The sequence below is a fragment of the Terrabacter sp. P5_B1 genome, assembly GCF_056400505.1.
Genome location: NZ_JBFULD010000093.1, coordinates 1 through 12,995, shown reverse-complemented (window position 1 = coordinate 12,995; position 12,995 = coordinate 1). Strand labels below are relative to the sequence as shown.

At 71.0% G+C, this 12,995-nt stretch carries 15 protein-coding genes and 1 pseudogene; 9 read left to right on the top strand and 7 right to left on the bottom strand.

Annotation, left to right across the window (positions count from 1 at the left end):
- Both AC1DP0_RS09050 and glpX read right to left on the bottom strand, forming a co-directional pair.
- The coding region (locus AC1DP0_RS09050) for a PfkB family carbohydrate kinase (RefSeq protein WP_478083852.1) at nucleotides 1–464 on the bottom strand (464 nt) is incomplete at its 3' end.
- 10 nt (nucleotides 465–474) lie between these two features.
- On the bottom strand, nucleotides 475–1,467 hold the full coding sequence (glpX, locus tag AC1DP0_RS09045) for a class II fructose-bisphosphatase (protein WP_478083850.1): 993 nt from the start codon (nucleotides 1,465–1,467) through the stop codon (nucleotides 475–477).
- Nucleotides 1,468–1,562: 95 nt separating this feature from the next.
- Here glpX and AC1DP0_RS09040 point away from each other — a divergent pair, with 95 nt between their 5' ends.
- The gene (locus tag AC1DP0_RS09040) at nucleotides 1,563–2,252 is read left to right on the top strand and encodes a DUF4245 domain-containing protein (protein WP_478083849.1); all 690 of its coding nucleotides are present in this window, start codon (nucleotides 1,563–1,565) and stop codon (nucleotides 2,250–2,252) included.
- Nucleotides 2,253–2,296: 44 nt separating this feature from the next.
- On the opposite strand, the gene AC1DP0_RS09035 is transcribed toward AC1DP0_RS09040, so the two are convergent.
- Together AC1DP0_RS09035 and xseA are read right to left on the bottom strand one after the other, a co-directional pair.
- On the bottom strand, nucleotides 2,297–2,581 hold the full coding sequence (locus tag AC1DP0_RS09035) for an exodeoxyribonuclease VII small subunit (RefSeq protein WP_478083848.1): 285 nt from the start codon (nucleotides 2,579–2,581) through the stop codon (nucleotides 2,297–2,299).
- 10 nt (nucleotides 2,582–2,591) lie between these two features.
- Nucleotides 2,592–3,839 (bottom strand): exodeoxyribonuclease VII large subunit, encoded by a 1,248-nt coding sequence (gene xseA / locus AC1DP0_RS09030; protein WP_478083853.1) that lies wholly within the window; start codon nucleotides 3,837–3,839, stop codon nucleotides 2,592–2,594.
- A 78-nt stretch (nucleotides 3,840–3,917) separates the two neighbouring features.
- Between xseA and AC1DP0_RS09025 the strand changes: the two genes are divergently transcribed.
- Complete coding sequence (locus AC1DP0_RS09025) at nucleotides 3,918–4,952, top strand: 4-hydroxy-3-methylbut-2-enyl diphosphate reductase (RefSeq protein ID WP_478083847.1); 1,035 nt, start codon at nucleotides 3,918–3,920, stop codon at nucleotides 4,950–4,952.
- 9 nt (nucleotides 4,953–4,961) lie between these two features.
- Here AC1DP0_RS09025 and AC1DP0_RS09020 read toward each other — a convergent pair whose 3' ends face one another.
- Complete coding sequence (locus tag AC1DP0_RS09020; protein WP_478083845.1) at nucleotides 4,962–6,164, bottom strand: DNA recombination protein RmuC; 1,203 nt, start codon at nucleotides 6,162–6,164, stop codon at nucleotides 4,962–4,964.
- A gap of 224 nt (nucleotides 6,165–6,388) precedes the next feature.
- On the opposite strand from AC1DP0_RS09020, the gene AC1DP0_RS09015 reads away from it, so the two are divergent.
- A complete protein-coding gene (locus AC1DP0_RS09015) occupies nucleotides 6,389–7,228 on the top strand; it encodes a thioesterase family protein (RefSeq protein ID WP_478083841.1) in 840 nt (279 codons plus the stop codon).
- Here AC1DP0_RS09015 and AC1DP0_RS09010 read toward each other — a convergent pair.
- The gene (locus AC1DP0_RS09010; protein WP_478083838.1) at nucleotides 7,198–7,452 is read right to left on the bottom strand and encodes a hypothetical protein; all 255 of its coding nucleotides are present in this window, start codon (nucleotides 7,450–7,452) and stop codon (nucleotides 7,198–7,200) included. The two genes, AC1DP0_RS09015 and AC1DP0_RS09010, sit on opposite strands and share 31 nt — an antisense overlap.
- An 11-nt stretch (nucleotides 7,453–7,463) precedes the next feature.
- Between AC1DP0_RS09010 and AC1DP0_RS09005 the strand changes: the two genes are divergently transcribed.
- From AC1DP0_RS09005 to AC1DP0_RS08985, 5 genes are all read left to right on the top strand, one after another.
- On the top strand, nucleotides 7,464–7,589 hold the full coding sequence (locus AC1DP0_RS09005) for a hypothetical protein (RefSeq protein ID WP_478083836.1): 126 nt from the start codon (nucleotides 7,464–7,466) through the stop codon (nucleotides 7,587–7,589).
- A 68-nt stretch (nucleotides 7,590–7,657) separates the two neighbouring features.
- Nucleotides 7,658–8,743, top strand: a complete 1,086-nt coding sequence (gene ychF / locus AC1DP0_RS09000; RefSeq protein WP_478083835.1) for a redox-regulated ATPase YchF — start codon at nucleotides 7,658–7,660, stop codon at nucleotides 8,741–8,743.
- A gap of 136 nt (nucleotides 8,744–8,879) precedes the next feature.
- Entirely contained in the window at nucleotides 8,880–9,980 is a 1,101-nt protein-coding gene (locus AC1DP0_RS08995) for a lactonase family protein (protein ID WP_478083833.1), read from the top strand.
- A 145-nt stretch (nucleotides 9,981–10,125) separates the two neighbouring features.
- Nucleotides 10,126–10,803 (top strand): response regulator transcription factor, encoded by a 678-nt coding sequence (locus tag AC1DP0_RS08990; protein WP_478083831.1) that lies wholly within the window; start codon nucleotides 10,126–10,128, stop codon nucleotides 10,801–10,803.
- Nucleotides 10,800–11,909, top strand: coding sequence for a sensor histidine kinase (locus AC1DP0_RS08985; RefSeq protein ID WP_478083828.1), 1,110 nt, complete (start codon nucleotides 10,800–10,802; stop codon nucleotides 11,907–11,909). Before AC1DP0_RS08990 ends, AC1DP0_RS08985 begins: the two co-directional genes overlap by 4 nt.
- Before the next feature lie 73 nt (nucleotides 11,910–11,982).
- Here the strand turns inward: AC1DP0_RS08985 and AC1DP0_RS08980 are convergent, their stop codons facing one another.
- Entirely contained in the window at nucleotides 11,983–12,186 is a 204-nt protein-coding gene (locus AC1DP0_RS08980) for a cold-shock protein (RefSeq protein WP_009777120.1), read from the bottom strand.
- A gap of 382 nt (nucleotides 12,187–12,568) precedes the next feature.
- Here AC1DP0_RS08980 and AC1DP0_RS08975 point away from each other — a divergent pair.
- A pseudogene (locus AC1DP0_RS08975) lies at nucleotides 12,569–12,995 on the top strand (hypothetical protein); the annotation flags it as partial.

The window sequence follows — 12,995 nt, the reverse complement described above, 5'->3', positions numbered from 1 at the left end:
GGGTCGTAGGACACCGTCGCGCCGAGCTCGCGGGCCGCCGCGAGGAGGGCGCGCACCTGGCTGCCGCYGGGCTCGAGGACGGCAGCGATGCTGCCGGTGTGGACGTGGCCGTATGCCGTCAGGCCCGGGACCGCGGCCACCTGCCACTCGAGGTCGAAGACGTAGGTGGCGGCGCCGGTGGCGTCGAGCGTCGCGTGGGCGACGGACGTGAAGGGGGCGCCCTGGGAGCCGGCGGTGAGGGTCACCCCGCGCTCACGGCATACGTCCTCGATGCGCCGGCCCCGCCCGTCGGTCGCGATCCACGTCGCGAGGTCCACCGAGTGCTCGAGGGCAGCGAGCCCGAAGGCCACGTTGGCCGGGCTGCCACCGACGTGCTCCTCGGTCTCGCCGTCGGGCCTCGTGACGGCATCGACGAGGGCCTCGCCGATGACGAGGGTGCGGACGTGCCCGGTGCGCTCGCTCACGTCGTGCGCCTCAGGCGTCGATCATGTCGGCGCTGCCGAACCAGCCCGGCCGGTCGAAGCGGTGCTCGCTGTCGATGGTGCGGATGGTGCCGCTGCGCGAGCGCATGACCAGGGAGTTCGTGCGCGCCGACTTCGCGCCGTAGCGCACGCCGCGGAGCAGCTCGCCGTCGGTGATGCCGGTCGCGACGAAGAAGCACTCACCCACGACGAGGTCGTCGGTGGACAGGACGCGGTCGAGGTCGTGACCGGCGTCGAGGGCCTTCTGACGCTCCTCGTCRTCCTTGGGCCAGAGCTTGCCCTGGATGACGCCGCCGGTGCACTTGATGGCGCACGCGGCGATGATCCCCTCCGGGGTGCCGCCGATGCCCAGGAGCAGGTCGACGCCGGTGCCGGGTCGGGCCGCCATGACGGCACCCGCGACGTCACCGTCGACGATGTAGCGGATGCGCGCACCGGTGTTGCGGATCTCCTCCGCCAGGCCCTCGTGGCGCGGCCGGTCCAGCATGACGACCGTGACGTCGGCCGGGGTCTCCCTCTTGGCCTTGGCGATGCGCCGGATGTTCTCGGCGACCGGGAGCCGGATGTCGACGACGTCGGCCGCATCGGGTCCGGTCGCGAGCTTGTCCATGTAGAACACCGCGGACGGGTCGTACATCGCGCCGCGGTTGGCGACGGCCATGACGGCGACGGCGTTGTTCATGCCCTTGGCGGTCAGGGTCGTGCCGTCGATCGGGTCRACGGCGACGTCGACCTCGGGGCCGGTGCCGTCACCGACCTGCTCGCCGTTGAAGAGCATCGGGGCGTTGTCCTTCTCGCCCTCACCGATGACGACGACCCCGCGCATGCTGACGGTCGAGATCATCGCGCGCATGGCCTCGACGGCGGCACCGTCGGCCTTGTTCTTCTCGCCGCGGCCGACCCAGCGGCCTCCGGCCATGGCTGCCGCCTCAGTCACCCTGACCAGCTCGAGAGCGAGGTTGCGATCCGGCTGGCTGTGCTTCATCAAGGTCCTCCGTCGGCGCAGAACAAGTCCGCGCCAGCCTAGCGGTGAGACCGCCCGGGTTTGGATGGTGTCCGGGAGTCGGGGACGATGGGGGCATGAGCAGCCCGTCGACCCCGTCGACACCCCCGGCAGAGAGCAGCACGACCCCGGAGCCGACCCAGCCGGCGGAGCCGACGGAGTCGGGGGAGGTCACGGAGCCGGCTGCTCCGCCGAGCCGGTACTCGCTCGGCACGTTCCCCAACATGTTCCGCTCGATGTTCGTCATCGGGCTGCTCGTCCTCGCGCTCGTGGCCATCGTGCCGCGGATCACGCACGTCCAGCGGCCGGCCGTCGACGCGGCTGGGAAGGCGGGCCAGGTCGCGGCGCAGACGACCTGGCCGATCCAGCTGCCCAAGGGCCTCGGCGACGGCTGGGTGCCGACGGTTGCGACGTACGCCCCGGGCACGGAGAAGGTCCCGACGTTCACGACGGTCTGGACCACCCCGAGCGGTGCCGACATCGCCCTCAAGCAGGCCGTCGGCCCGACGCAGGGCTGGGTCGACCGCTCCGTCGACGACGGCGCCGCCGCGGGCACCGTGACGGTCTCGGGTCGCACCTTCGAGAGGTTCGTCGCAAGCGACAAGGGCCAGCTCGCCTACGTGGTCAAGGGTCAGGGAGCCACGGGGCTGACCCTCGTGGCCACCGGGACGGCGCCGGAGGACGAGCTCAAGGCCTTCGTCGCGGCCCTGGGGCCGGTGACGCCGGCAACAGGCGCCAGTCCTGCGCCGTCCAGCCCGACCGGCTGACCGGCTGACCGGCTGACCGGCTGACCGGCTGGCCGACCGGTCGGTCAGGAGTCGTCGTCCTCGTCGAAGATGTCGTCGTCGGCGTGGAGCTCCTCGGCGGCAGCGGGCGGACGGGTGGCTCGCTCGACCTCGGCCTGTGCCCCGTCGAGCCAGGTCGCACAGTGCGCGGCCAGTGCCTCGCCGCGGCGCCACAGCTGCATCGAGTCCTCGAGCGGCGCCTGACCCGCCTCGAGCTTCGCGACGATCGCGACGAGCTCCTCGCGGGCGTCCTCGTAGCGCATGTCGGCGATGTCCGGGAACGAGCCGTCGGTCGTCGTCGCGTCAGCCATGGGCGTCACCCTACGACGTGGCGCCGTCGGCGCCGGTCGACACGGGCCGCACCCCGAAGTCGCCCCGGGCCACGCGGACGCGCAGCAGCTCGCCCACCCCGACGTCGCCCTGGTCCATGACGATGCGCCCGTCGCGGTGCTGGACGACGGCATAGCCCCGCTCCAGGGTCGACTGGGGGGAGAGGGCGACGACCTGCCGGCGCAGGTGCTCGGCCTGGTCGGCAGCACGGTGCAACCGCGCCTCCAGGCGCGTCGTGGCCCGCGCCCTCAGGGCCGCCACCTCCTGTCGTCGGACCCGGACGAGCGCGACCGGGTCGGCCATGACCGGGCGAGAGACGAGCGAGCGCAGACCCGACCGCTCCGCCTCGACCCGGCGGACCAGCGCCCGGCGCACGCGGTCGCGGGCTGCGTCGACGAGGGCACGCTCGTGGGCGGCGTCCGGAACGACCTTCTTGCCGGCGTCGGTCGGGGTCGACGCGCGCCAGTCGGCGACGAGGTCGAGCAGCGGCTGGTCGACGTCGTGTCCGATGGCGCTGATGACGGGGGTACTGGCCTGTGCGACCGCGCGGATCATCGCCTCGTTGGAGAAGGGCAGCAGCTCCTCGAGCGCACCACCGCCGCGCGCGATGACGATGACGTCGACGGCCGGGATCGCGTCGAGCTCGCGGAGCGCCTCGACCACCTCGGTGACCGCCGAGCTCCCCTGGACCGCGACCTCGCGGATCTCGAACACGACTGCAGGCCACCGACGCCGGGCGTTCTCGACGACGTCCTTCTCGGCCGCGGAGTTGCGCCCGGTGATGAGGCCGACACGGTGTGGCAGGAAGGGGATCGGCCGCTTGCGCCCGACGTCGAACACCCCCTCTGCGGCGAGCGTGCGCTTGAGGATCTCGACTCGGGCGAGCAGGTCACCGATGCCGACGGGACGAATCTGACGGGCCTCGAGCTGCAGGGTCCCGCGCTTGGTCCAGAAGGTCGGCTTGGCCTGGAGCACGACCCGAGCGCCCTGCGCGAGCGGGATCGGCATCGCGTTGACGGCGTTCATCGGCACCGACACGGACAAGGACATGTCGACGTCGGGATCGCGGAGGGTGAGGAAGGCGGTGCCCCCGCGTGGGTTGAACTGCACGACCTGGCCCTCGACCCAGAGCTGGCTCATCCGGTCGACGTAGTCGGAGATCTTGAGACTGAGCACGCGCACCGGCCAGGGCTGCTCGGCCGTCGTGTCGGCGGCCTTGTCGGGCAGCGGGCTCGTCATGCTCACGCCCGCAACGATAGAGGCGGACGGCGACTGCGGCCGTGCGGGGGCGCGCGGAGCCCCCCGTACGATGGGCCCATGAGCGAGCCAGTCGACCGGACGTCCGGCAAGAAGGTCCTCCTCGCGGCGCCACGCGGCTACTGCGCCGGTGTCGACCGGGCCGTCGTGACCGTCGAGAAGGCCCTCGAGCTCTACGGGCCGCCGGTCTACGTGCGCAAGCAGATCGTGCACAACAAGCACGTCGTCAACACCCTCGAGAAGCGCGGCGCCATCTTCGTCGACGAGACGGACGAGGTGCCCGAGGGAGCCACCGTCATCTTCTCCGCCCACGGCGTCGCTCCGGTGGTCCACGAGGAGGCAAAGGCCCGCAGCCTCAAGACGATCGACGCGACGTGCCCGCTCGTGACGAAGGTGCACCGCGAGGCCGTGCGCTTCGCCGACGACGACTTCGACATCCTGCTCATCGGCCACGAGGGCCACGAGGAGGTCGTCGGCACCTCGGGTGAGGCGCCGGAGCACATCACCCTCGTCGACGGGCCCGACGACGTCGCGAACGTCACCGTCCGCGATCCCGAGAAGGTCGTCTGGCTGTCGCAGACCACGCTCTCGGTCGACGAGACCATGGAGACGGTCGCCCGGCTCAAAGAGAAGTTCCCCGCGCTGCAGAGCCCGCCGTCCGACGACATCTGCTACGCCACGCAGAACCGACAGCTGGCGGTCAAGCAGATGGCCAAGGACACCGACCTCATGATCGTCGTCGGGTCGCGCAACTCGTCCAACTCCGTGCGTCTCGTCGAGGTCGCGGTCGAGCACGGCGCCCGGGACGGGCACCTCGTCGACTTCGCCRACGAGATCCAGGAGGAGTGGCTCGAGGGCGTGACGACCGTCGGCGTGACCTCGGGCGCCAGCGTCCCCGAGGTGCTCGTCCGTGACGTGCTGTCGTGGCTCGCCGAGCGCGGCTACGGCGAGGTCGAGGCCGTCATCGCCGCCGAGGAGTCGCTGCTCTTCTCGCTGCCGAACGAGCTGCGCCGCGACCTCAAGGCCCGCAAGGGTGAGGACGCCGGGAACGTGCGCCACGACGCCGCGTTCGAGGACTCCGGCTCACTGCACTGAGCCGCCGCGTCAGGCTGACGCTTCTCCGCTCGAGGCGTGCCCGCGCGAGGACTCCTGCGCCAGGAAGGCGTCGTCGCGTGCGGCGCGACCGAGGTCGTCGGTCAGCTCGGTCGCGCTGAGCGAGCGCGGAGCGACCTCGATGGGCGCCAGGGGTGGCGGGGCGTCGCTGGCCAGGTGCAGCTCGTGCATCCGGCGCGCCGTGACGAGCACGCGCGACTCGAGCGTGCCGACGAACTTGTTGTACTGCTCGACGGACCGCGAGAGCGACTGGCCCATCGTCGTCACGTGACCGCCCAGCGTGGCGAGTCGGGAGTGGAGTTCCTGCCCGATGGCGAGCAGCTCTCGGGCGTTCTGCTCGAGGGCGTCCTGCTGCCAGATGGCCCCGATGGTGCGGAGCACGGCGAAGAGGGTGCCCGGGGAGGCCAGGACGACCTTGCGCGACAGCGCGTGCTCGTAGAGGCCGGGGTCGTCGGCGAGGGCCGTCGCCAGGATCGCCTCGCCCGGGACGAAGCAGATGACGACCTCGGGGGAGCGGGTGAACGCCGTCCAGTACGCCTTCGCGGCCAGTCCCTCGACGTGCCGGCGCAGCGCGGTGGCGTGGGCGGCGAGGAGCTCCGCACGTTCGACCTCGGACACCGTCTCGCCGTGCGCCTGGAGGAAGTGTGCCATCGGTGCCTTGGAGTCGACGACGACATGGCGGGAGCCGGGCAGGTTGACGACGGCGTCGGGGCGCACGGTCGCCCCGTGTCGGCTCACGCTCGTCACCTGCTCGTCGAAGTCGCAGCGCGCGAGGAGCCCCGCGAGCTCGAGCACGCGACGCAGCTGCACCTCGCCCCAGGCCCCGCGGACCGTCGAGGCGTTGAGGGCGGTCGCGAGGGTGGCGGTCTCGGAGCGCAGCGACTCGGTGGACCGGCTCACCTCGCTGAGGCGCTCGCCGAGCTGCCCGAACTGGAGCGACCGGTCGCGCTCGAGCGCGCCCACCTGCCGCTCGACGCGGCCGATGGTGTCGCGCAGGGGAGCGAGCAGGGTTGCGGTCGTGTCGTCGACGTCTCGAGCGGACTCGAGGTCGGCCACGCGCTCACGCAGGACGTCGCGCTCGGCCTCGGCGCCGGCGGAACGGGCCAGCAGCGTGGAGCGGGCCGACAGCCACGCGAGCAGGCCGCCGACGAGTGCGCCGATGACGAGCCCGGCGATCAGCGCGGTGAGGTCCATGCGAGCACCGTCCCAGACGCCGCTGACACAGCCCGACTCCGACACCCGACGAGCCCCGTTGAGCCCCGTCGAGCCCCGTTCAGGCGAGCGACACCCGCCGGGGCCGGCGACACACCGTCTGCGGTGGGGCTCGGTCCTCGCGGTGTGCGGCTGCGCTGCAGACGTGGCACACGGCATACGCCCGGGTCGGCCGGGAGGGGGTGCGCGTCTGTTAGACCTAGCCCGTGAGCGAGTACGACGACGCGACCCGGCTCGAGTCCGGAGACGACCCCACGCAGTGGCGTGGCACCTTCCACGAGGAGTGGATGATCGGCAACGCCGTCAACGGCGGGCTCGTCATGACGACGGCGTTGCGCGCCCTCGGCAAGCACCTGTCCGCCGACCCCACCGAGACGACCGAGCACGTCGATCCCGTCGTGCTCTCCGCGTACTTCATGACGGCGTCGCAACCGGGTCCGTTCACGGTGACGACCGAGGTGATGCGCTGTGGCCGCAAGCTCTCCACGGGGCAGATGGCGATCCACCAGACGGATGACGACGGGCAGACCGTCGAGCGGATGCGCGCCATCGGCTCGTTCGGCAACCTCACCGACCTCGACGTCCAGCGCCAGGCGTCCCCGCCCGCGATGCCGCCGCCCGAGGAGTGCGTCTCGGCCGACCAGGCACCGCCCGACTTCCTCGCCAACGCGAAGTTCCTCGAGCGCCTCGACCTGCGCCTCGACCCGAGCACGGCCGGCTGGGCGATGGGCAAGCCGTCGATGCGGGGCGTCATGCGCGGCTGGCTGCGGCTGCGCGACGGCCGCGAGCCCGACACGACGATGCTCGTGATGGCCCTAGACGCCCTGCCCCCGGTCGCCTTCGACCTGGGCCTCTTCGGGTGGACGCCGACGCTGGAGTTCACGGGCCACGTGAGGCGTCGGCCCCAGCCTGGTTGGCTGCAGGTCTCCCTCGGCAGCGACACGCTCGGCGGCGGCATGATGGAGGAGGACGCCATGATCTGGGACTCCGCCGGCAACCTCGTCGCCCAGTCGCGTCAGCTCTGCGGCGTGCGGCTGCCGCGCTGAGCGCCATGGCCGTCCGGCTCGTCTACGAGACGCACTCGATCACCGAGGACAACGAAGCCGGCATCGCGACCGACTGGCTGCCCGGGCGACTCTCCGAGCAGGGGCAGCACCTCGCGCGCGTCCGCCTCGACCACGTCGACGTGCCCTTTCCGGGTGGTGGCCAGAGCTACCGCGACGTCGTCGACGCGACGGCCGGCTTCCTCGACGACGTGCGGCGTGACCACGACGGGAGCGGGTGCTCGTCATCGCCCACTCGGCCAACCGCTGGGCGCTGCAGCACCTCCTCGACGGCCGGCCGCTCGAGCAGCTCGTCAGCGAGCCGTTCGGGTGGCAGCCCGGCTGGGAGTGGACGCTCACCTGATCCCCGCGGGACGGCATACGCCCTCCGTGGTCGGCGGGCCGCCCGATCGCCACTAAACTCTTGTCCTCGTGGCACTCACCATCGGAATCGTCGGTCTCCCCAACGTCGGCAAGTCGACGCTCTTCAACGCGCTGACCAAGAACAACGTGCTCGCGGCGAACTACCCGTTCGCGACGATCGAGCCCAACGTCGGCGTCGTCCCGCTGCCGGACTCCCGCCTCGGCGCGCTCGCCGAGATCTTCTCCTCCGAGAAGATCCTGCCCGCCACGGTGAGCTTCGTCGACATCGCCGGCATCGTCCGCGGCGCCTCGGAGGGGGAGGGTCTGGGCAACAAGTTCCTCGCCAACATCCGTGAGGCCGACGCGATCTGCCAGGTCGTGCGCGCGTTCGAGGACGGCGACGTCGTGCACGTCGACGGCAAGGTCAGCCCCGCGAGCGACATCGAGACGATCCACACCGAGCTGATCCTCGCTGACCTGCAGACGCTCGAGAAGGCCGTGCCGCGCCTCGAGAAGGAGGCCCGGGTCAACAAGGACAAGAAGGCGGCCGTCGACCTCGCCGTTGCCGCGCAGAAGGTCCTCGAGGCAGGCGACACGCTCTATGCCGCCGGGCCGGGCGCCGGGATCGACCTCGCCGAGGCCAAGCAGCTGGGTCTGTTGACGACCAAGCCCTTCATCTACGTCTTCAACCTCGACGAGGAGCAGCTGGCGGACACCGAGCTCCAAGCCTCGCTGCGCGAGCTCGCCGCGCCGGCCGACGCGGTCTTCCTCAACGCCAAGCTCGAGATGGACCTCATGGAGATGGAGCCCGACGAGGCGCTCGAGCTGCTCCAGAGCTTCGGCGCCGAGGAGTCGGGGCTCGACCAGCTCGCCCGCACCGGCTTCCACACGCTCGGCCTGCAGACCTACCTCACGGCCGGTCCGAAGGAGTCGCGCGCCTGGACGATCGGCAAGGGCTGGACCGCCCCGATGGCCGCGGGCGTCATCCACACCGACTTCCAGCGCGGCTTCATCAAGGCCGAGATCGTCAGCTTCGAGGACCTCGTCGCGGCGGGGAACATGAACGCCGCCAAGGCCGCCGGCAAGGTCCGCATCGAGGGCAAGGACTATGTCATGGCCGACGGCGACGTCGTGGAGTTCCGCTTCAACGTGTAGAGCCGCAGGCGGAGTCCGGTCAGTGGGAGCAGGGTCGTTCTTACAGGCCTCTTACGAGCGGTGAGAGCACGGAGTGCCGGCCAGCAGGCGGCGGTTGACTGAGACAGCCCCAACCGCCACTCGAAAGGCACGGCTCATGAACACCACCCGCACATCGATCCTCGCGGCAGCCACCGCTGCGGCGGCTGCCGCGATGCTCGTCGGCGCCGTCGGCGCCGCGGGCGCCGCCATCCAACCAACCGGGTCTCGGGCCGTCGTCGGCCATGTCTACGAGGCGACCAATGCGTCGGGGAACAATGCCGTGGCCGTCTTCGACCGCTACCGGGATGGCTCCCTGCACCCAGCCGGGACCGTCGCGACCGGTGGCGCCGGGGCCGGCGCATCGCTGCACTCCCAAGGAGGGCTCGCCCGTGACGGCCGAATCCTGTTCGTGGTCAACGCGGGTGACGACTCGGTGTCTGCCCTGGCGTCGACTGAGCACGGCCTCGTCGTGCGTGACCGGATCAGCTCCGGCGGCGACTTCCCGGTGAGCGTCACCGTCCGGGACGGGGTGGGCTACGTGCTCAACCAGGGCAACGACACCATCAACGGGTTCAGCTACGACGCAAGCGGGCACCTGCGCCGGTTGCCCGGCTCCACTCGGCACCTGACGCCCAATCCAGCCGGTGGCACCACCGACGCGGCGCAGGTCTCCTTCACCCCCGACGGGCGCTCGCTCGTGGTGACGGAGAAGGCGGCCAACCGCATCGAGACGTTCGGCGTCGTCGGTGGCTCAGCCGGTCACGCGCGACCGCACGCCTCAGCAGGCACGACGCCGTACGGGTTCGACTTCGACCGGCGCGGGAGGGCCATCGTCTCGGAAGCTGTCACAGGGTCCGTCTCGTCCTACCGCGTTCGACCGTTCGGCGTGATCACCAGCGCCCTGCCGGACACGCAGCTGGCCGCTTGCTGGGTGGCCGTCGCCGGCGACCTGGCCTACGTCGTCAACGCCGCGAGTCCGTCGATCTCCGCGTACCGCATCGCCCACGACGGCTCGCTCACGCTTGAGGCGGCAGTCGCCGCCACCACCGGCGCCGGCCCGACCGACGCAACCGTCTCGCCCGACCGGCGGACCCTGTCGGTGCGACTCGGGGACGGGTCGGTGTCCTCGTTCACCATCGGCAGCCACGGGCAGCTCACCCCGGCGGGAACCGCCGCCGGGACCGCATACGGCCCGGCCGGCCTCACCGCCGACTGACCCGTTCGTCCGCGTCAGCAGGGTGCCCGCTCCACACAACGGGCACCCTGCYAGACACCCCGGAAGGTCTGACCGGGCCCACACCCGCAGCACTAACCTTTGAAGATGCCAGTCCGCAGTTCCCCTGCGGTGCAAGGAGCTGAGCGTGGCTGAGGTGCTCGTCGTCGACGACGACCAGACGGTGCGCGAGGTCGTGGTGTCATACCTTCGGGCCGGAGGGCACGAGGTCACCGCAGTGGGCAACGGTGAGGCCGCCTTGTCGGCGATGCAGCGCCGTCGCGCCGACCTCGTGGTTCTCGACCTGATGCTGCCCGGGGTCGGTGGCCTCGAGGTGTGCCGGCGGTTGCGGGAGAGCACCGACGTGCCGATCATCATGCTCACCGCCCTGGGTTCCGAGTCCGACCGCCTGGTGGGGCTGCGGCTCGGGGCGGACGACTACGTCACCAAGCCGTTCAGTCCGCGCGAGCTGGCCCTGCGAGTGGATTCGGTGCTGCGCAGGGTGCAGATGGGGAACATGCGCGGCGCCCGCGTGAGCGACGGCACGCTCGTCGTCGATCCCGGCGCGCACGTCGTGACACTGGACGGGCAACCTCTGTCCCTGACGGTGCGCGAGTTCGACCTGCTGCACTTCCTCATGTCCCACGCTGCTGAGGTCTGGACGCGCGAAGACCTGTTGCGCGAGGTCTGGGGCTGGTCCTTCGGGGACCAGTCGACCGTCACGGTCCACGTCCGGCGGCTGCGCGAGAAGGTCGAGGCCGACCCGACGCGGCCGACGAGGCTGCTGACCGTCTGGGGAGTCGGCTACCGATGGGAGCTGTCGTGACGCACGACCAGCTCCTCATCGTCCTCATCGCGGGGGGCTGGTCCTTGGCGATCGGACTGGTCGGCGCGCTGTTCGGGTGGCGCACGAGGCGTGCGCCGATTCAGTGGTCCGCATGGCTGATCACCGCCGTCGCGATCGGAGGGGTCGTGGCCGGGGTGGTCGGCACGGCGCAGGCGATGTTCCTGTCCCGGCACGACCTCGCCGTCATCGTCCTCGTCTGCGCCGTCTCGGGAGCGGTGTCGACGGCGTTCTCCCTGCTGTTGGCCCGTACGCTCGTCAACTCGACCCTCCGGTTGCGGGGCATGGCCGCCGAGCTCGGAGCCGGAGAGGTCGTCACGCCGACGGGTGCCGAACCGCGCGAGATCCGGGCGGTTGCTGACGAGCTGGCCCGGAGCGGCGACCTGCTGCGCGCGGCCCGGGCGCGCGAACGGCAGCTCGAGCAGTCACGGCGCGAGCTCGTGGCGTGGGTGTCGCACGACCTCCGGACACCGTTGGCCGGACTGCGCGCGATGGCCGAGGCACTCGAGGACGGCCTGGCCCCTGATCCTGCCCGTTACCACCACCAGATGCTCAAATCGGCCGACCGCATGACGGCCATGGTCGACGACCTGTTCGAGCTGTCCCGGATCCACGCCGGCACTCTCAACCTCTGCGTGCAGCCCTTGGCGCTGCGCGACGTCGTGAGCGAGTGCCTGGCCGGTGCGAGCCCGGTCGCCGCAGCCGGGCGCGTCGCGATCGACGGTGAGGTCGGCCCGGATCTCGAGGTGCGCGCCGACCCGGACGCCCTGTCGCGAGTGGTGGGCAACCTCGTGATGAACGCGATCCGGCACACCCCAGCGGACGGTGCGGTCCTGGTGGAAGGACGCCGGGACGGCGCAGCCATCGAACTCAGCGTCACGGACGCGTGCGGAGGAATCCACCCGGACGAGCTCGAGCGCGTGTTCGACGTGGCCTGGCGAGGCAGCTCAGCCCGGACCCCGGAGACGGGGACCGGCGCCGGGCTGGGACTGGCGATCGTCCGGGGCCTCGTCGAGGCGCACCGGGGGACCGTGAGCGTGAGCAACCACGGGCCGGGGTGCAGGTTCCTCGTGCGACTGCCCGCCTGACACCAAACGCGAAACCCCCGACCGAATGGTCGGGGGTTTCGCTCGGGACCGAAGTCACCGAAGGTATCTGAGGTCAGATGCCCTTGACCTTCTCGGCCTGGGGGCCCTTGGGGCCCTGCGTGACGTCGAACTCGACCTTCTGGCCCTCCTGCAGCTCGCGGTAGCCGCCGCTCTCGATGGCCGAGTAGTGAACGAAGACATCGGCGCCGCCGCCGTCCTGCTCAATGAAGCCGAAGCCCTTTTCGCTGTTGAACCACTTCACGGTGCCTGTTGCCACTGGTGTTGCCTCTTCTTGTCAGCGAGGCCTCCCTTGTGGAGACCCCAGGCTGCCGATGGTCACGACGAGCGCGGCACGCGACCTTCGCGCGATGGCTCGGTCGAGCCGAGTCCGTTCATACGTGGACTCAGACGGCAACCGGGAACGACGGTAGCAGCCGCTGGCGTCTTTGCCCCGGTCAACCGCGTTATGGGACAACGCGATGACCGGGGATTTGGGAAGAGCGGCGGGCATCTGGCCGTTTTGCGTACCAGCGACGGACCCGGACCTAGCCTTGACGCATTCGGGTCCAGGGCGGTCTCCCTCAGGAGCGCAGATGTTTGCTCGCCAAGGTGTTGTCCGGTCAGCGTTTGCCAGCGTCGTGATTGCTGCCCTCGCGGTGGTGTCAGCAACGTCCGCGCAGGCCGTCGTGCCGACCGCGCCGGCCCAGACCTGGGGTGTGAACGGCAGGGTGTCGGCCATCCTGCCCCTGCCGAGCGGCAGGGTGGTCGTCGGCGGGTCGTTCACGTCCGTGGTCGACAGCGCCGGGACCACCCAGTTCGCTGCAACCAACCTCGCGCTCTTCGATCCGGCGAGCGGTCAGTTCGACGCGGCCTGGCGCCCCAGCGTCAACGGTTCGGTGAACGCGCTGGCGACCGATGGAGCCCGGCTGTACCTCGGCGGCGCGTTCAGCAAGGTCGGCGGCGTCAACCGGGACAAGCTGGCTGCCGTCACGCTGAGCAGCGGCGCACTCGACCCCGGCTGGGTGGGCCCCCAGCTCGACGGCCCCGTCGACGTCATGCGGCTCAGCGCCGGTGCACTCTTCGTGG

Excerpts from the sequence above, each read along its gene's own strand:
- AC1DP0_RS08995 (WP_478083833.1), top strand. The coding sequence starts at position 8,880 with ATGAACACCACCCGCACATCGATCCTCGCGGCAGCCACCGCTGCGGCG.
- AC1DP0_RS09035 (WP_478083848.1), bottom strand. The coding sequence starts at position 2,581 with ATGGCTGACGCGACGACGACCGACGGCTCGTTCCCGGACATCGCCGAC.
- AC1DP0_RS09040 (WP_478083849.1), top strand. The coding sequence starts at position 1,563 with ATGAGCAGCCCGTCGACCCCGTCGACACCCCCGGCAGAGAGCAGCACG.
- AC1DP0_RS09020 (WP_478083845.1), bottom strand. The coding sequence starts at position 6,164 with ATGGACCTCACCGCGCTGATCGCCGGGCTCGTCATCGGCGCACTCGTC.
- xseA (WP_478083853.1), bottom strand. The coding sequence starts at position 3,839 with ATGACGAGCCCGCTGCCCGACAAGGCCGCCGACACGACGGCCGAGCAG.